16 protein-coding genes and 1 pseudogene are annotated in these 19017 nt (G+C 48.8%); 15 read left to right on the top strand and 2 right to left on the bottom strand.

Annotation, left to right across the window (positions count from 1 at the left end; all coding sequences use genetic code 11):
• A partial coding sequence (locus tag QVP94_RS12110) for an MFS transporter (RefSeq protein ID WP_288213261.1) occupies positions 1-521 on the bottom strand: 521 nt, incomplete at its 3' end.
• Positions 522-635: 114 nt separating this feature from the next.
• On the opposite strand from QVP94_RS12110, the gene QVP94_RS12105 reads away from it, so the two are divergent.
• The 3 genes and pseudogenes from QVP94_RS12105 (at position 636) to QVP94_RS12095 (ending at position 3489) form a co-directional block, all read left to right on the top strand.
• On the top strand, positions 636-1040 hold the full coding sequence (locus tag QVP94_RS12105) for an HsmA family protein (protein ID WP_005857157.1): 405 nt from the start codon (positions 636-638) through the stop codon (positions 1038-1040).
• A 79-nt stretch (positions 1041-1119) separates the two neighbouring features.
• Positions 1120-1677: pseudogene (locus QVP94_RS12100) on the top strand (cytochrome-c peroxidase); the annotation flags it as partial.
• A gap of 72 nt (positions 1678-1749) precedes the next feature.
• Positions 1750-3489, top strand: coding sequence for a ubiquinone-dependent pyruvate dehydrogenase (locus QVP94_RS12095; protein WP_005857153.1), 1740 nt, complete (start codon positions 1750-1752; stop codon positions 3487-3489).
• A gap of 4 nt (positions 3490-3493) precedes the next feature.
• On the opposite strand, the gene QVP94_RS12090 is transcribed toward QVP94_RS12095, so the two are convergent.
• The gene (locus QVP94_RS12090) at positions 3494-4597 is read right to left on the bottom strand and encodes a Gfo/Idh/MocA family protein (protein WP_005857151.1); all 1104 of its coding nucleotides are present in this window, start codon (positions 4595-4597) and stop codon (positions 3494-3496) included.
• Between the two features lie 108 nt (positions 4598-4705).
• Between QVP94_RS12090 and proS the strand changes: the two genes are divergently transcribed.
• The 12 genes from proS to QVP94_RS12030 all read left to right on the top strand — a co-directional run bounded on the left by proS (position 4706) and on the right by QVP94_RS12030 (position 18748).
• Positions 4706-6187 (top strand): proline--tRNA ligase, encoded by a 1482-nt coding sequence (proS, locus tag QVP94_RS12085; protein ID WP_005857149.1) that lies wholly within the window; start codon positions 4706-4708, stop codon positions 6185-6187.
• Between the two features lie 66 nt (positions 6188-6253).
• The gene (locus QVP94_RS12080; protein WP_005857147.1) at positions 6254-7381 is read left to right on the top strand and encodes an AraC family transcriptional regulator; all 1128 of its coding nucleotides are present in this window, start codon (positions 6254-6256) and stop codon (positions 7379-7381) included.
• Positions 7382-7938: 557 nt separating this feature from the next.
• Positions 7939-10737 (top strand): hybrid sensor histidine kinase/response regulator transcription factor, encoded by a 2799-nt coding sequence (locus QVP94_RS12075; protein WP_005857145.1) that lies wholly within the window; start codon positions 7939-7941, stop codon positions 10735-10737.
• Positions 10738-11128: 391 nt separating this feature from the next.
• Positions 11129-11515, top strand: coding sequence for a hypothetical protein (locus QVP94_RS12070; protein ID WP_005857143.1), 387 nt, complete (start codon positions 11129-11131; stop codon positions 11513-11515).
• Positions 11516-11551: 36 nt separating this feature from the next.
• A complete protein-coding gene (locus QVP94_RS12065; RefSeq protein WP_005857141.1) occupies positions 11552-12889 on the top strand; it encodes an OmpA family protein in 1338 nt (445 codons plus the stop codon).
• 16 nt (positions 12890-12905) lie between these two features.
• Positions 12906-13850: a hypothetical protein gene (locus QVP94_RS12060; protein ID WP_022192686.1), complete on the top strand. Its 945-nt coding sequence runs from the start codon at positions 12906-12908 to the stop codon at positions 13848-13850.
• 46 nt (positions 13851-13896) lie between these two features.
• A complete protein-coding gene (locus tag QVP94_RS12055) occupies positions 13897-14910 on the top strand; it encodes a hypothetical protein (RefSeq protein WP_005857137.1) in 1014 nt (337 codons plus the stop codon).
• Positions 14907-15845 (top strand): hypothetical protein, encoded by a 939-nt coding sequence (locus QVP94_RS12050; RefSeq protein ID WP_005857135.1) that lies wholly within the window; start codon positions 14907-14909, stop codon positions 15843-15845. Before QVP94_RS12055 ends, QVP94_RS12050 begins: the two co-directional genes overlap by 4 nt.
• Positions 15811-16431 carry a hypothetical protein gene (locus tag QVP94_RS12045; protein WP_005857133.1) on the top strand — a complete coding sequence of 207 codons (621 nt, stop codon included), beginning with the start codon at positions 15811-15813 and terminating at the stop codon, positions 16429-16431. The genes QVP94_RS12050 and QVP94_RS12045 overlap by 35 nt, the downstream gene beginning before the upstream one ends.
• Positions 16432-16466: 35 nt before the next feature.
• Positions 16467-18056, top strand: coding sequence for a hypothetical protein (locus tag QVP94_RS12040; RefSeq protein ID WP_005857131.1), 1590 nt, complete (start codon positions 16467-16469; stop codon positions 18054-18056).
• Positions 18038-18175 (top strand): hypothetical protein, encoded by a 138-nt coding sequence (locus QVP94_RS12035; protein ID WP_154394869.1) that lies wholly within the window; start codon positions 18038-18040, stop codon positions 18173-18175. The genes QVP94_RS12040 and QVP94_RS12035 overlap by 19 nt, the downstream gene beginning before the upstream one ends.
• A gap of 15 nt (positions 18176-18190) precedes the next feature.
• The gene (locus tag QVP94_RS12030) at positions 18191-18748 is read left to right on the top strand and encodes a hypothetical protein (protein ID WP_005857129.1); all 558 of its coding nucleotides are present in this window, start codon (positions 18191-18193) and stop codon (positions 18746-18748) included.
• The last annotated feature ends 269 nt before the right edge of the window (positions 18749-19017 follow it).

Raw genomic sequence — 19017 nt, 5'->3', positions numbered from 1 at the left:
GCTGGAATGCCGATAAAGGCGACAAACGCTTGGGCGTAAAACGGCAATCGCAAGGAATAGGCGGCCAGCAATCCACCGAATATCCCGGCGATGGCCTCGGCGAAATTACCGATCATCGTGATACGTCCCTCATACCGCAAATAAAGTTCTTCTTTTTTATATCGTACGGTTGTATCGTAGAGCAGCGCCGAATCCGCTCCGTTTACCAAGGTTTGCCCGGTTCCCAACAAAATCTCGGCGAAGAGAAATGCCGTGAAAGTGGAGGTGAAAGAATAACATAGGTACCCTCCAAAGAAAAGTATACAACCTAGAATCAAGCATTTCTTACGCCCCCATACGTCCGCCAGATAGCCCGAGGGAATCTCCAAAGTGACAGCGGCGACCGAGTAGACACTCTTCAAAATAAACACGTCTTGTAGTCCTAAACCATGATCCTCGTAGAATAGGACAATGATAGGCATTACGAGCGAGAACCATTTGGATAACTTGATCAGATAGAGAGCGAGTATATTTTGTTTCATATTTTTCAACGGGATTGCCCTGTCGTTTTTATTTAGACACGCGAATGTATGAATTCTTTGCCAATAGCCTGAACTTTTTTAGGAAGCTTCTGTTCTTTTTGAAAAAGGAAAAATATGGTATTCAATCAACTTGATATTCATTTACTGATTACGGCCATTTGTGTCATATCATCCGCCTTGATATGCTATACGATCGGGGTCTGGGGCGAGCGTTTCCAAGGACAGTTAAAAGCGTGGCATCTTTGGTTTTTTGTATTAGGACTTTATGCGGACGCTATTGGAACGGGCTTGATGGAGCATATCGCCCAACTGACCCATTTACATGATACGGTACATACCGTAACGGGAATTATCGCTATTTGCTTGATGCTGATCCATGCGATCTGGGCGATTTGGACTTACTTTAAAGGTTCGTTAAAAGCCAAACAGCATTTCAACAGATTTAGCATTGTTGTGTGGTTCATCTGGTTAATTCCTTATTGCATCGGTATCTACATGGGGATGTCTCTCCATAAATAGAGGCCATCGCTCATATATCTTGAGAAATAAATCGTACATTTGGTGATATGTTTACTATATAAACGAGGTGATCGCCCTCTACGAGCGTTCCGCCGAGATGAATCCATTCTCCTCGAAGTTCGATGCTTGGCAAGCCGGCAAATGTCAATTAACAGAAGAGGAGAAACTAGGCTATGAGCTTTTCAAGGAAAAAGGGCTATGTGCCGAGTGCCATATCTTGGATCCCGACGAACGGGCCGGGAAGGTGCTATTCACCGATCATACCTATGATAATCTGGGGATTCCCTCAAATCCGGGCAATCCATTCTTTAAGGTTTCGGCTCCCTATAATACGTGTGGTAAGGATACGATGGATCTTGGCTTGGGCTCACGACTGCGTGATCCGGAAGAATACGGGAAGTTCCGTGTGCCTACGCTCCGCAATATCGCTCTGACAGCTCCATATGGCCATAATGGATATTTCAAGACCTTGGAGGAGATCGTACATTTTTATAACGTAAGGGATGTAGAGGATTTCCCCCCGGCGGAATATCCCGAGACCGTAAATAAGGATGAACTGGGGAACTTAGGTTTATCTCAGGAAGAGGAGACTGCGATTGTCGCTTTTTTACGAACATTGACGGATTGCATCAAATAAAAATCAGTCTTTCCAAAAACTTTCTCCAGCCCTTGATAGTTTTCTTATAAAATAAAAAGAAGAGTTTAAACTATGGCGAAGAAAGTTGCGGACCAGTTAGTGGATACGCTGGAAAAAGCAGGCGTACGACGTATATACGCCGTGACAGGCGATAGCCTGAATGAGGTGAACGAGGCTGTTCGGAAAAACGGCAGATTGCGGTGGATTCATGTCCGTCATGAGGAAACGGGGGCTTATGCCGCTGCGGCGGAGGCCCAGTTGACAGGCGAGTTGGCTTGTTGCGCAGGTAGTAGTGGCCCCGGGCATGTACATTTAATTAATGGGCTGTATGATGCCCAACGATCCGGAGCACGGGTCTTGGCGATCGCTTCCACGATCCCTTCCCGGGAGTTTGGTACGGAATATTTCCAAGAGACAAATACGATCAAATTATTCGATGATTGTAGCTATTATAACCAAGTAGCCACTACGCCGGAACAATTTCCCCGGATGCTTCAAGGCGCTATGCAAGCGGCGATTTCATCATGTGGGGTCGGGGTGATCGGACTTCCCGGTGACTTGGCGGCAGAGAATGCTACAGCGGGTTTGTCCTCTACCTTTTCTTTTCCTACGCGACAACGGGTTTGTCCCGCCGAACAGGAAATCCGGGAATTAGCGGATTTGTTGAATAATGCGAAGAAAGTGACACTTTATTGTGGAATAGGGGCGAAAGATGCCCTTCCGGAATTGGTGCAGTTGGCTAAATTACTGAATGCTCCGGTAGCCTATTCTTTCAAGGGTAAGATGGAGATCCAATACGATAATCCGAACGAGGTGGGGATGACCGGTCTATTGGGCATGCCTTCCGGCTATTATAGTATGCATGAGGCAGAGGTGTTGGTGTTGTTGGGAACCGATTTTCCATACGAGGCATTCATGCCAGAGAGCAACACGATCGTACAGGTGGATATCAATCCGAATCGTCTGGGGCGTCGTGCCAAGATACAATTGGGGCTTTGTGGCGATGTGAAGGATACTTTGGATGAGTTGATTCCGTTGATTCACCAGAAAGAAGATGATAGTTTCTTGCGGGAACAGTTGGCTAAATATGAGAAAGTTCGGGAAAATCTCCGTTCTGCCGCCGCTGTCCGGGGGAAAGAAGAGAAGATACAGCCAGAGTACGTGATCTCGGTCGTAGACGAGCTTAGCTCGGACGACGCCATATTTACCGTGGATACGGGTATGACTTGTGTATGGGGTGCCCGCTATTTGCAAGCTACGGGTATGCGGAAGATGTTGGGATCATTCAATCATGGCTCGATGGCGAACGCCATGCCGCAAGCGATAGGGGCGGCATTGGCTTATCCCGGCAGGCAAGTCGTTGCGTTGTGTGGTGATGGAGGTATCTCAATGTTGTTGGGCGACCTTGCTACGATCGTGCAATACCATTTGCCGATTAAATTAATCGTATTTAATAACCGTTCCCTAGGAATGGTAAAACTTGAGATGGAGGTGGCCGGACTGCCGGATTGGCAGACCACGATGCTGAACCCGGATTTCGCCCGGGTCGCCCTTTCAATGGGAATGGCGGGCTACAACGTGATCAACCCCGACGATGTATTCCCCACTTTGCAGAAAGTGTTTAACGCTGACGGACCGGCCTTGGTTAACATCATGACCGATCCGAACGCATTAGCGATGCCTCCCAAGATTGAGTTCTCCCAAATGCTTGGTTTTGCCCAGACCATGTATAAGTTAATGATGGAGGGGCGAAGCAAGGAGGTCTTGGATACCATCGATACGAATCTAAAACATTGGAAAGATGTGTTTTAAACTCTCAAAAGAGCTGGATAACCGCTTTAGATTTCGCGCTTTGAATGGCAGCGTCCAATATCCGCACTACCATTAGGTTATTCTCCAACGAGGAAAGGTCCGTGGGAGGTACGTCAATCTCTTTACGGACAGCGGCTTTCAAGAAATAAAAGGAATCATTATAAGGAGCGTTCAAGGAAGGTGCTATTTCTTGGCGCTCCTTTCCGTTGGTATAAATTCGCATTTCCTTAGGCGTATCTTGGTAAATATATCCTTTGTCGCCATAGATATGCATATCTTTTCTACCCATCGGCCAACACCATGATCCCATGATCTGGACGGTTGCGGAAGGATATTCCACGATAATAGTTGCGTCATCGTCTACCTTGGGATAAAGATTCGGTTTATTCTGCCGTAGTACGGCGTATACGCTAAGAGGCTTTTCATCTTTCATGAGACGGGTGGCTAAGTTGGCTCCGTAACATCCAAAATCGATAACTGCCCCGCCGCCATTCAGCATGGGGTCGGTTAACCAGTCCGTGAACTCTTTTCCGCAGTTGATCTCGAAGGGACCTTGATGCCCGTCGTATACGTTGATACGATCGATCTTCCCGATAGCACCGCTGTCGATAAGGCGGAATGCCTCATGGTTGGTATTATACCACGTAGTCTCGTAGTTGGTAAGCAACAAGATATTTTTCTCACGGGCGAGCGATGCCATTCGGGTAGCATGTTCGTTATTGACGGCTAATGGCTTTTCTACCATAACATGTATGCCTCTCGGTGCGCAAGCCTCTACCACACGAAGATGGTCGTGGATCGGCTCGTATACGATGACCGCCTCCGGATGGGTCTTATCCAGCATCTCGCCAAGGTCCGCATAGAATAGGTTAGGATCCAGCTTATCCCGCAGACCGTTATGTTCCCGTAAGTAATCATCTTTCTCGGCGACTCCTACAATCTTGAAATCGCCTCTATCCAAACGGCTTATCACCTCCCATAGATGTCCGTGGGATACTCCTGCCACGGCCAGTCGCAAAGGCTCTCCATCTTGCCCTTTCGCCGTGAGAGTTAAGAACGTAAATGCACATAACATAAGTAAGTAACGTGTGATCTTGTGTATATTCATGATATTATCTATATATAGTTTTTACAAAGATATACGATTATTTCTTACCTTTGCAACCCATTACTTATTCAGATTAAGGAAAACAGTATAATTTAGAAATATAAAGAAATGGCAAAAGAGCTGAAAGAACTTACACCGAGAAGTGTAAACTATTCGCAGTGGTACCAAGATTTGGTAATTAAGGCAGATTTGGCGGAGAATTCCGCCGTGCGTGGTTGTATGGTGATCAAGCCTTACGGATACGCTATCTGGGAGAAGATGCAACGTATCCTAGACGATATGTTCAAGGAAACCGGTCATGTGAACGCTTATTTCCCCTTGCTGATCCCGAAGTCTTTCTTAAGCAAAGAAGCTGAGCACGTAGAAGGGTTCGCCAAGGAGTGCGCCGTGGTTACTCACTATCGTTTGAAGACAAATCATGACGGTACGGGGGTTGTCGTAGATCCGGCAGCTAAACTGGAAGAGGAATTGATCATTCGCCCGACTTCGGAGACCATTATATGGAATACATACCGTAACTGGATTCAGTCTTACCGCGACCTGCCTATCTTGTGCAACCAATGGGCGAACGTGATGCGCTGGGAGATGCGTACTCGCTTGTTCCTTCGTACGGCTGAGTTCTTGTGGCAGGAAGGCCATACCGCTCACGCTACTCGTGAAGAAGCGGAGATAGAAGCTAAGAAGATGCAAGAGGTTTACGCGAACTTCGCTGAGAATTATATGGCAATGCCAGTAATAAAGGGCGTGAAGTCTGAGAGCGAGCGTTTCGCTGGTGCTTTGGATACCTATACGATCGAGGCGATGATGCAGGATGGAAAAGCTTTGCAGGCGGGAACTTCCCATTTTTTGGGACAGAACTTCGGTAAGGCTTTCGACGTTACTTTCATCGACAAGAACGGCAAGAGCGACTATGCTTGGGCTACTTCTTGGGGAGTTTCCACACGTTTGATCGGTGCGTTGATTATGTCTCATTCCGATGATAACGGTTTGGTATTGCCTCCTCATTTGGCTCCGATTCAGGTTGTGATCGTCCCGATTTATCGTAGCGCTGAGCAATTAGCGCAGATCAGCGAGAAGGTCGCTGGTATCGTGGCTAAGTTGAAGGCGTTGGGTATCTCCGTGAAATATGACGACGCTGATAATAAGAAGCCGGGCTGGAAGTTCGCTGAGTACGAGTTGAAAGGTGTTCCCGTGCGTTTGGCTATGGGTGGTCGTGATTTGGAAAATAATACAATCGAGGTGATGCGCCGTGATACTTTGGAGAAGGAAACGATCACTTGTGATGGCATTGAGGAATACGTGAAGAATCTGTTGGAGGAAATCCAAGCGAATATCTTCAAGAAAGCGTACGATCACCGTGAGGCTAACATCATAAACGTAGATACGTATGAGGAATTTAAGGAGAAGATCGAGGATGGCGTCTTCATCATGGCTCACTGGGATGGAACCCCAGAGACAGAGGAATTGATCAAGAACGAGACAAAAGCTACGATCCGCTGTATTCCTTTAGCTGGAGATAAGACTCCGGGTAAGTGTATGGTGACAGGTAAACCGTCGGCTTGTCGGGTACTGTTCGCCAGAGCTTATTGATTGTTATGCTAAAAGATGAAATAAAATGAGGGATGCTTTAACCGAAGGGCATCCCTCTCTAAGAAAATGAGCTACCACGAATTTATACTTGTCGTTAACTTTAGTAGCATCATTATCTTGGTGTTATTGGCGATGTTGTTATTGATTGCCACTCGGTTTCGTGGCGAGAGTGGTTATGCCGCAGCGATTATCGTTCTTCCTAACATCCCTGTTTATATTTACAACATGAGCCGCATGCTTGGTTGGCATGATATAACGTTGTTCTTTTTCCCTATCAGTTATTCGGTCAATACGCTGTTGATGCCGTTGCTGTGGTTATTTACCCGCCGCAACTTTGATCTTGATCCTCGTTTCAAGCCTGTCCAATTGTTGCATTTTTTACCGGCGATTGTCTGTGTCGTTATCGTGTTATCCATTCCTATGCGGAAGCGTATGGAGAGTATACTTCATGAGGTCACCGGTGATGATACTTGGATCGGTGATTTTAACGCTGCCGTGATTACCTCGCAGATGATCGGTTATTTTGTCGCTATCTTTATTTATCTTTACCGGAAGAAGCAGTATATAAAGGATAATTGGTCTGATGCCGAATACATGCAAAAGGAATGGATTCCGAAACTTATGATCCTGTTCGCTGCCTTGTTTGTCACCGTGATGACCTGCTATGCGATTTGGCCTCGGACTGATGCTTGGTTGATACAGATATTGAATGTGATGGCGATGAGCTTCCTCGTCTATAATTTTATTGCTCATCCAACTGTTCCTTATATCCAAGGAACGTCACGGATGCTCGTTAAGGATGAGACGGTAGGGTTTCAGTCTATACCAGACGAGGAACAAATGAGAGATATATGTTCCCAAGTGAAAGAGTATCTGGAGACAACAAATGCTTTCCTGCGAAAGGACCTTTCCTTATCCATCTTATCGAGAGAGACTGGTATTTACCAAAAATTACTTTCTCGGTCGATCAACGAATACTTAAAACAGAACTTCTTCGAGCTTATCAACGAGATGCGAGTGGGGGAAGCCAAGCGAAGGTTGCTCCTGCCGGAGAATGCTGGTCATACGGTAGATAGCCTTTATGAGGAATGTGGTTTTCGGACTCGTTCCACGTTCTTCTTGGCATTTAAGAAGGTAGAGGGTTTGTCTCCCGCCCAGTGGCTTAATTCGGTAAAAAAACATACGGATCAATAAACGCAACAGCTAAAAAGAGTACATAAACTCTTTCCGGGTCTGATTTTATTACTATATTTGTGTCGCTATCGTCAGATAGCGGACATATTTAGACACTAGGAAAGTGTTTAGCTTCGTTCTCAGAGATAAAATCTGGTAAATTTTTCACGGGAGAATAAGTTGTACTCTTCACGTCATTGTTATATGCTATACGTATATGGACAAAGGGCGTGGGCTGTTGCTTATTTACCGTACGGGTTTACCAGAGCCTATCTCTTAAATAAGTTAATAGTCCCACGCTTTCCTCATATTAATACTATCCGGATCGGGGCTTACCGGATGTACATCTTCGAGGCATTATGAAAAAATATCTACCACGTTTCTCTTTCTTTTTAATGATTTTACTCCATTTCATCATGAAATCAGTCTGAATATACAGCTTTCGGACTTCTCTAAACATCTTGTTTTAGGTGATTCGGGAAATAAACACTCTCTTTGCGGTATCGATTGAATCTGTTTGTTTACTTCTGAAAGTATTTTTGTATATAAAGCATTTTTGTTTTATATGCATTTTATTGATGTGGATACTCTCGCTGATACCTTCTTGTCATCGAGAGGGAGAGGTTGGTCTTTCCCAAAATGATCAGGTGGGTATAGATAGTGTGGTCTCGGCCTGTCCGGACATCGATTCTTTACAATCATGTCTAAGGTATTTCGAGAGAACTGCAAATGAGCTGGGAGTGATACTCGCCTATAAGGAATTAGAGGTACGTTACCGGGAAGCGGCCCGTTTTAATGAGGCGATAGGATGCCACCGGGAAGGCTTGCGATTGGCTATGCAAAGGAAAGATACCTCGGAGGTCATACAGGCCTTGAATAATATCGGTACGAACTTCCGGCGGTTAGGTATCATGGACGAGGCCTCCAATTATCATTATAGGGCATTGTCGTTGTGCGAGAGACTGGGTGATAAGGAAAGCTATAAAGCAAGAAAAAACCGGACCATTTCCTTGAGTGGTATCGGAAACGTGTATCTAACATTGGAAAATTGCGAGATGGCCGACAGTATTTTCCGAATAGCGCTGGAAGAGGAACGTACCTTGGATAGTGATCTCGGCTTGGCCATGAACTATGCGAACCTTGGCTCTATCTTCGAGATGCGTGGCATGATGGATTCCGCTTTTGTTTATTACAATTATTCTATGGAGCATAATCGTGCGGCCGGGTCTGTTGTCGGCATTTCGCTTTGCCATAACCATATAGGACGCTTGTTCGAGAAAAAGGGACAATGGGATCAGGCGATACGCGAATATCGTAACGCATACGACCTTATGGTGGCGGACAACGATCTGTATCATTGGCTGGAATCGTGCCTGGCCTTGGCACGGGTGAATATCTACAAGGGAGATCTGCGAATGGCGGAGGCTTTCTTGGAGCATGCGGAGGGTGCCGCTAAGGTGCCGCGGGCGTGGAAGCATTTGTCGAGCGTGTATCATCTGGATTACTTGCGTTATAAGAAGCTGGGTGATTATAAGAATGCCCTCAACGCTTATACATCAAGTCTCGCTTATGCTGATAGCATGCGAAATACTGAGAATATGAACCATATACAGAACCTCCGTGTGGACTACGAGAAAGAGAGGAGCAACCGGAAGCTTTCATTGATACAGAAGAATTATGAGATGGGGCAGCGTACCAAGAATATTTTCCTGATCGCTTGCTTGATCGTACTCTTCCTTACGGTGGTAGCGATGGGCTTTTTATGGTATGCCTTGCGGATGAAGTCCCGCAATCAGCAGGTGATGCGGCGCATGGAGGAGGTGAGGGCCAATTTCTTCACGAATGTCACGCATGAGTTTCGTACGCCGCTGACGGTTATCTTGGGTGTGTCGGAAGAGTTGCGGAAAGGGGGAATAGGCGAGGAGGAACTCAAGACCGGGCTGAATATGATTGGACGGCAGGGAAAGAACCTGCTGGAATTGGTGAACCAATTATTGGAAGTGGCGAAAGTGAGATCTGAGATTGGCGATCCGGAATGGAGGACTGGAGATATCGTAGCTTATACGAGCATGATCGTGGAAGATAACCGGGCGTATGCCCGCCAAGGGCAGGTAGACCTTTGTTTTACTCCTTCGGAGACGATTATCAGCATGGATTTCGTGCCCGAGTATTTCCGGAGGATCATGGATAACTTACTCCGTAACGCTATCAAGTTCACGCCGAGAGGTGGGAGGGTTGTCGTGACGATGGAGTGTGTGGGGAGTATGCTTGTCACGCATGTGGCGGATACGGGCTGCGGTATAGCCGAGGAGGACTTGCCGCATATCTTCAAGGCTTTTTACCTAGGTGAGACCGGAGGGGCAGGCACGATGGGCACGGGGATCGGCCTTTCTTTGGTACGGCAGATGGTGAGGAGCATGGAGGGCCGGGTGAGCGTGAAGAGTACGGCCGGGGTTGGTTCTGAGTTTGTCGTGATGTTGCCATTGAGACATGGCGACTCCTTCTGGGAACGTTGGGTACCCGGCGAGGAATCTAACGATAACGCCTCTCATCCGGAACCGGACAAGACCGTGATACTGCCGGATGCGACGATGGAGCCGGATAGCACGTCTATGCGCCCGTCTATATTGATCGTGGAAGATAATGCGGACATTTCTTATTATATCGGCCGGCTGCTTAATGGTGCGTATCAAATAATATATGCGCAAAACGGAGCGGAGGGGCTGGAGATAGCGGCGGAGCAAATGCCGGACTTGATCCTCACCGACTTGATGATGCCCGAGATGGATGGCTATGAGTTATGTAGGCGGGTACGTGAATCCGAGGTGTTGAACCATATTCCGATCATTATCATTACCGCAAAATCAGGAGGAAAGGAACGTGTCTGTGGCTTAGAAGTCGGGGCGGACGCTTATCTGGAGAAGCCTTTCAATGCGGAAGAGCTGAATATCCGGATAACAAAGTTGCTGGAACAGCGTCGTTTGCTGCGTGAGAAGTATTCCAAGGCTATGCGTGAGGGGACAGAACTGAATGTAAAACTAAACCCTGCCGACCAAGACTTCTTGGCTCGCCTGAATGATTATATATATGCGTTGATATCCAACCATGGCTTGAACTCGGACATGGTAGACGATAAGATGTGCATGAGCCGATCCCAGTTGAATCGCAAGGTCCGTGCCATCACGGGCTACAACACTTCTGCCTATATCCTGCAGATGCGCATGGAGAGGAGCAAACGCCTCTTGGCCTCTACCGAGGAACTGATCGGCGACATCGCCCTTAAATGCGGCTTCGAGGATGCCAATTATTTCGCCCGCCTTTTCAAGCAGATCTTCAATGTAACGCCCTCACAATACAGGAAAAGCCTCATTCAATGATTCCGTGTAGCGGGTACTTCCGTGTAGAAAGGGGCTATGAAATTGAGAAATCCATATTTAACCTCATCATTGGGAAATCCGAGGGTATAGATATTGAATTCCGGATTGAAATCCTTGATGGTCAGATAGCCACTTTGGTAAATCACCGGGATAGGTCGGGTGGCGTCGGCTGTACATGGAAATATATTATAAACCAATCCGGGTACAATCCATCCTCAAGAATAACTCTTGTTTATAGAGCGTCTGTTACGATGGGCAACGTGACGTGCTTACAATGGGCATTATAAGGAGCTAATAATGCCCATTGTTATTCTTCCATAGATTCTATCGGAGGCGATTCGGCCAGCTAGCATTTCTAATCGACTGCTCTTTAATTAGTTAATTATTTTCAATGCGCAGATTCTCTTGGTTTGTCCTAGTGAAATGCGTCGATTATCCTATAAGAATGCGTCATTTCTCCTCACGGGCGATCGCTCTCGGGGCTAATTTTGCGAATAAAGAAATCGGACGTTTCACCAAATCTGGTTCGAGTATGGAAGAAGAAAAACACAAGAAGCCTTTGCTTTCTTATGAGGAGGTGATCGAGGTCATCGATGAGCGCATCTCGCGTGACGAGCCTGCCACTGCCGACGAGCGGATCAAACGTGTCGAGGAAGTGGCCGAGCAAATGGAAGAAGAACGTAAAAAAGGGATATCGTGCCGTAAGAAGGTTTCTCGCTTTTTTCGGAGATCCTTGATAAATCTGGACCGATCCATCAGAAGGTGTTTCGGTAAATAAATAGGAATGAATTATTAATCTAATGAATTAAAGGAAATGAAAAAGCTAGTATTTATTTTATCTGCCATGTTGCTCCTAATCGGGACAATGGACGTGCAAGCCCAATGGGGAAAGAAACTCCTCAAGAAAGCGGGTGAGAGTGCCAAACGGGCAACGGAGAGGAACGTGGAACGGAAAGTGGAACAGACCGTAGACAAGGCTTTCGAGGGAGCGGAGGATGTGGTGACGGGGAAAGGGAATAATAATAATGAAAAGGAGGAGCCACCAACAAGTACAAATTCACAAGGGAATTTTGAAACTATGGATGATGGGGAAGATGTGGCACAGCAGGAACAGCAACAACCACAGCAATCACTCGAAATGACGTATGCCAAGAGTGACTTCGTGCCGGGGGATGAGATTATTTTTGAGGATGATGTGACCCGGGAACAGATAGGAGAATTCCCCAGCCAGTGGGATTTATTAAAAGGTACTGTTGAGATCGCTCAAATCAATGGCGATAAGGTGATACTTTGCGTGAGTCAGGATGATCCGGTCATTGCGCCGCTATTCGATAATATGAAAAGTTATTTGCCGGAAAAGTTCACGCTGGAATTTGACTTTTGGGTAGGGCCTTTTACAAAAAAGGGAGATGATGAGCCGGAAAATTGCTATATCGTACGTTTTTACAAACCCGAATCGGGAAGTCGTGTTCAAACTATCAATCTTGACGACTGGTATTATAGTGCTTCAGACCATCGTACACGCCTAAGATGGGACTTTATTCCTTCCTCTGGGGAGAACAGCCGTAGCGGAAGCGATGACTCTTTTCGGACTATCCCGAACTCATGGAACCACTTCTCACTGTCCTTCAATCAACGGGCAATGAAAGTTTACATAAATGGTATCCGCTATGCCAATATTCCGAATACGGTAGCACCCGGACATTTTGACATACAGTTTTATAGAGGCGGTGGATATTTTACGAATAACACTTCCATCCGCAACATACGTGTCGCCAAAGGCGCAGTGCCATTGTACGACCGCATGATGAGCGACGGTAAGTTCATCACGTATGGCATCACCTTCGATGTCGGCAAGTCCACCATCAAACCAGAGAGTATGGGTGAGATCAATCGTATCGTCAAATTAATGACCGATAACCCCGACCTGAGATTCTCCGTAGAAGGCCATACCGATAGCACCGGCAACGAGGCTTCCAACCAGACGTTAAGCGAGGCCCGCAGCAACGCCATCGTAGGTAAACTGGTTGAACTGGGCATCAGTGCCGATCGCCTCTCCGCTTCCGGCAAAGGACAATCATCTCCCATCGCCGATAACGGAACGGACGAGGGTCGTGCCAAGAACCGGCGGGTGGAGTTTGTCAAGATGTAACGAATAAGTGAGCGATATGAAAAAGAAATTCTACATACTGATGTGCTTGGCGAGCCTCGTCTTGATGGTGACGGCTTGCGGCGGCAAGGAGAAGATCAAGGAGAAGCTCCGTGCGGCTACCGAGGCCGTAAAGGAGCGGAAGGAAGCGGCCGCCTCCGAAAAGGGGAGCGATCTGGAAATGGATAAACAAGGCGACAGGCCGGATAACGGTGCCTTTGTCGATCCGTCGCTCACGCCGGCCCAGCGTAAGGCGCTCGACAAGGAGAATCCGTGGTTCGCTCGCAACTTCCGTATGGAACTGACAGCTAAGTCAATGGGGAACAAGGTGAACGTGGAAATACAAAAGTCGGGCAAAATCCTTTATTACCATTTCTGGAACAACTCTGGCAATGTCGAGACGCTTATCCTGCTTGACGAAGGCGATTATAAGATTTACCAGATTTCGTCTAAAAACAAGGTGGCGCAGCTAAAGGCGACTTCCGACTCGGACTATTATGCGTTCTTTTGCGACAAGATAGGGAATGTGTATGGCATTGTCCATACTGCTCAGAAAGAGAAAAAGGTGGAACAGGACGATAGCTTTGTCCAGTCCAGCACGCAAGAATCTGTCGGGGTAGAGGACGTGCGTTGGGGCGGCTTCGATTGTGAGAAGATCACCCGTGTCACTGGTACCGAGAACGACCTGAGTGCCGGGATGAAAGCCATAGGAGACCTCTTTGGCACTAAATCCAGCATGGACAACTCGATTAAAGACTTGAAACATATCGAGACGACCGACATCGTCTGGATTGAAAAGAATAGCGGAGCTGTGGTACACCGCAAGTTCTCCGTGAAAGGAGGAGCCGGAATGGGTAACTATGCGGAACGGATGAAACCGCAACCCTCCGTCACGTTGCTCACCTTCTCGCCCGATCCGTCGTTGATACCGACCTCTCAGGAGGGCTATAAACTGGTGAAATAGGTATTCATATAATATAGAATGTATAACACGCTCAAATAAGAAAGCCATGAAGAAGCTATCGATTCTACTACTCAGTCTTGCCGCTATGGGAGCATTCGCTTTCGTCTTGCCTTCCTTGCCCACCGGGCAAAGTGGCGCTTATCCTACGGAAACGGCTTTTATGGCCGAGGCCGAAGAGATGTTCCAAAAAGGGAACAAGCTTTACGAGCAAGGCTATATGCTACAGGCGAACTACTATTACGGGCAAGCCGTGGTAGCCGTGGCCAGCCTTCGCTACGGGTTGAGCGAGCTGATCTACGTAAAACAGCGCGACGAGAGGGCCGCCGCCAAGAAAGCCGCCGAAGAGAAACAGCGCAAGGAGGACGAGGAAGATATGGAAGATTGGGGATGGGAAGATGAGGGAGGACTCCTTACTGCGCTTACCAACCTAATCGGGAAGCTGGATACGATGACCGAAAAACTGAGCCAGGAGCTTGTCAATATGGAATTGGATGAGGACAGCGAGCGGAGCGAGGCTTGGGACTTGTTGGCTACCCAAAGCATAGCGTCGCCTTACCCTTACTTCTTCGAGGCCATCTCGTGGGATTACAAGGGAAAGGAAGATAAGGCGAGAGAATGCTACGCCAACGCGATGTGCAACCCCGCTTTCCCGTCCACCGTATGGGATTTCTCCTATTGGCAGGACCTTACGAGCGGCGAGCTCAGGGCCATTGCCCGCAGGCTGCTCCCCAAGGAGGAGGAATACCGCAAGTATTTTCACCTGAGCACCTATAGCTGCCCGCACCATTACCTTAATTTCGACGATGACTACCTGACGGCGAAAGCCGCCGACACCTTGGTCGTATTACCCACGGCCGTGGGAGCGGCGCTCATGCTGTATGAGACGGCCGTACAGGCGAACCCCTTCAACGCACGCAATTTCGCCGGTGCCTCGTTGCTGAGCGTACAGAACGGCGATAGCGTAAAGGCCGCCTACTACCTGAACGAGGGGCTGCTGATAGATCCGGAGAATAAAGGATTGCAAACATTACTGAACGTATGGAAAGGAGGACACAAATGAAACGCATAGGATTCATATTTACCGTGATAACGCTATTCTGCTTGTCCGCTGTTTCCCGGGTGATAGCGCAATCGGATTGGAGCTTGATAAACTTCGACTTGATCAACCTGCCTTGCGAGCCGGGAAGCCATTCGTTGACCTATACCATGTATTACGGAGTCAACCCGTTTAAGGTTAAGTCGTTTAACGATATAGAGCGCCCCATCATCTTCGGGGGAGAGTTGGTCTGCACCAGATCCATCGACCTGAAAGAAAAGAAGGAGGCGGTAAACCGGGCCCTAAGCGACCTGGGCTGGAATTTCGCCACGCTGCGGCAAGTGATCGAAAGGGCGGCGCAAGCCAAGCCGAACGATATAACGAACGAGCAATTCTGGGACGACCTCGTGAGCATGAGCGGGTTGAACGGCCTGGCGGGAGACGCGTTGGCGCTGATCAGCGGCGTGAAGGATCGCGACAAGTATTACGAGGCGGAGAGGATACAGGGACGGCTCAAGAGCGAGGCGTACAAATACTTGGTGAATAAGACACTCAGCACGGTGGGTAAGATCTTCAGCCTGAAAGGGCGTATCGAGATCTTCTTGAACGCTCGAGAACGGGATAAGCAGAAATGGATCAACTGCGTGGCCGAGGACAATCTGGTCTCGCTCGCCCGTTTCTATCGCATCGCCAACAACCGCTTGTGGCAGATCGCGCAAACGAAAGGACAGACGTGGGTGCTGTGCATGAACGGTTCGGCCAACGCTCCTTTCTTTTATGAGGGAGAGATGTGCGTACAGCAATGGAAGATCAAGATGAAGCTGGAGAAGAGTTATCACGGGGCCAACGAGAAACTGACGGAGCAGCAGTTCTACGGGACTTTCGCTGGTGAGTACATCGGGTGGCTGGACGCCGAGGTGTTGTATGCAGAATTGGGATGCGCACTATTTTGTGGATAAGGAACTGCTACGTTTCGGACAAACAACGATCGTTGGAGACGCCCCGATGTTCGCCTCCGATATAAGGATAAACCAGTCGTATATGAAACTATGGGCGGAGAGCTGGGGCCTTGGCTTCAAGCACAGCACGAAACCCACGCAGGCCCACAACATATACCGCCTGCCGGTGAAGGTGGTGGTGAATATGCCTAAGAAACCGACCAAATCTGTTTACGCCAGCACGGAAGTATTCATGGGAGACAGGGAATGGATGCCGGGCGACAAGCCCCAGCCAGAGATCGAGACCTATTTCCAGTTGCAGCATAACGTGGCGGTATCCGGTACGGTCAGCGATGAGGGAATATCGTTCAAAGCCGATCACTACCTGAATTATTACGCCACGCGAGATTTCATCGTCATCGATGGGAACATAAACGACGGGCTTAGCATCAGCGGATTGGGAACGATCCCTTTCCGCAGCCAGGGTAGCGTGAACGACCCGATCCCCAAGGAGGGATTCGGAGGCAAGCCCGACGGGAGCATCCAGATACATATAGATCAAAGCTTGGATGACGTGGAGAAATGGGAGCGTATCCGATACGAATAGACGACAGAATATTCACCTTATAAACAAATACAACGATGAGAAAGATCTTGAACATCATGGCAATCGCCCTTGCGATATTCTGCAGGATACCGGTGGAGGTGCACGGCCAGAGTTTCTTGAAGAAACTGAAACAGAAAGTGGGCAACGTAGTAGGTACCAAGGATGATACCGCCGAGATAGGAGAGGAGCCTTTCGTCGGTGGAGATGGCGATCAGCCGACACGATCTGTCACCCCCACGGATAAGCTACAAAAACGTCGCACGGCTACCGCCACGTGGGACGAGATGATCGCTCCCAGCAGAGCCAACTCGCCGGAGGCCTTGCTGAACGAGCTTCCCCCGTTGCCTTCCGTCGAGAGCATCGTCTACCCGGAGGAAACCGCCCGTGCGACCTACTACCGCAAGATCGTAGCCGTGGATATGCGTATAACGGAACTGGATTCGATACATACCTGCTCGGACGAGGAGATGATCGCCCTCCGGGATAAGTTCTATGTAGAGTTGGCCGATATCAACGGGATTACGGTGGAGGAAATGAAAAGCTTGGAAGACCCGAACCTCCCCGAAGCGGAAAAGGAACGCTTGATCGAGAAGATGAAGAACGCCTTGGTAGGCGATACCCGGGGGCTTGAGGCCATGGGCGCCGATCTGGAGAAACGTGAGGCAGCCAAAGGAGGCAAGTTGACCAACGAGGAGAAGATGGCCTTCTTAGCGGAGAACCAAGGCAACCTGAGCGACCTAGGTTCCATGATGGAAAAAATGCAGGCGACGAACGAGAAAACGACAGCCTTCAACGCCAAGTTCGTCAAGCTGGAACAAATGACCGTGCAGCAAACCGAGAAGATGAAAAAGATACTACAGGCGAGCGATGGCGCGATCACGAGTTGCGAGAAGATCGCCGGGGAATACGAATCGGAATTAAAGACCCTCTATGCCCAGATCTATGAGACCGACGACAGCCAGAAGGTTGAGGAACTTTATGCCCGTGCCGACGAGCGGATGAAAAACTATCGCCTCCGTGCCGCCAAGCTCTGGCGCAACAGCCTGCAAACCCAATTGGATGGGGTAAAGGCCATGTATCCGGACATCGTGAAGTTGCAGAAAGAGATGATGCAGGAGGGAATCATCCCGGCCTGCGCCGAGAAACGTGCCTCGTTCAACGCCGTGACCAATTACACCAATATCTTGCACAAGGCGTATTGCGACTTCCCGCAACCGCGGGTGTTGCCGGTCTACATGGAGACGATCATTGAGATTCCCGAGGGTGAGCACCTGTTTTACGCGGAGAGTGGTTTCGCCACGTCGGTCGACGGCTTCTTGAACAACAGCCGCGTCTACACCGCCGACAATGCGGGCAAGAGATACCTTTACGAAAACGGCAAGAAGCGGGAACTGGGGCCGAACGATCCCGGCGATTTCCAAGCGAAAGGGGCACGGACGGAACCCACCTACGGAGCTTGGACCTCGGCTAGCGGCACACGCAAGGTGACCTACACGCGCGACGGATCGCTTACCCTGCATGACGGCACCTCCTTCTATCCGCTGGCTTTCAAGAAGGAGAGCGACAGGCTGGTGTGGATCATCGCCTCGTCTGCAGGTGTTGAAAAATGCACGTACAAACTATAGCGGTATTCCTCGTTGCGTTGTTGGCGCGAGCTCTCAGCGGATCGACCGCCTTGGCGCAGGATTACCAAAAGATCTTTGAAAAGGAATGGATAGAAGCTGATAAGTACGTGGCGGGATAACGGGAGGTCTGGAACTTGATCTTCCCGGAGTTCGGTATCCGGACGGAGTTGGCCGTGGCGGTTGTCTTCCCCGAATTGGTTCGTTACTCGGCCTTGATGGACTTTATGGAGACAACAGCCGTCAAGGCGCTTTACCAGCAAAAGGGGGTAAAGGGAGCCGATTTCTCCATTGGCCGCTTCCAGATGAAGCCTTCCTTCGTGGAGGATCTGGAACGACAGTGGATGCGAACGGAATGGCGACACGAGTACGGGATCTATTTCGATCTCTCCGAGACGTTGGAGGCCCACCGCATATGCGTACTCCGGCTGGACGACCGGAACTGGCAATGTATTTATCTGGCCATGTTCTTGAAACTGTTATACCGCCGTTTCCCGGAACTGGCCGAGGAGGAGGATATCGAGCAAGTCCGCTTTTGCTCCACCGCCTACAACGCCTCGTTTTACGGCACCTACGAGCGCATCCGTAGCAAAAGCGCCCGCCGCTTCTACCATACTGATTTCATACCGACTCCCGGAACGAAGCGTTACGCTTATTCCGAGATAGCGGTCTTTTATTACAAGATAGCTCTCTGACATGCTGGAATGATTTTTATTTCCCTCCCTTCAAATCGTTCCAGCACTATGTGAAAGCAAGACACAAACGGGGATAGATTCTGGTAGACCCGTCGGAGACTCCGGAAGCGCAGGGATTCCTTCCCTCTGGCTTCCGGGGAATCCGATTCCCGACACCGGCTTCCCCTTATGAAGTGACAAGAATTAAAGAAACGAACGATAAAAAGAATGACTATGGCCAATTACGGTAAATATGGATTCCTTCCCGCCATCGCCCTCTGCCTTCTTTG

It is taken from the genome of Parabacteroides sp. CAG:2 (genome assembly GCF_000436315.1).
Classification (GTDB): Bacteria; Bacteroidota; Bacteroidia; order Bacteroidales; family Tannerellaceae; genus Parabacteroides; species Parabacteroides distasonis.
Note: the sequence above shows the minus strand (reverse complement) of the source record. Positions and strands in the feature narration are given on the sequence as shown.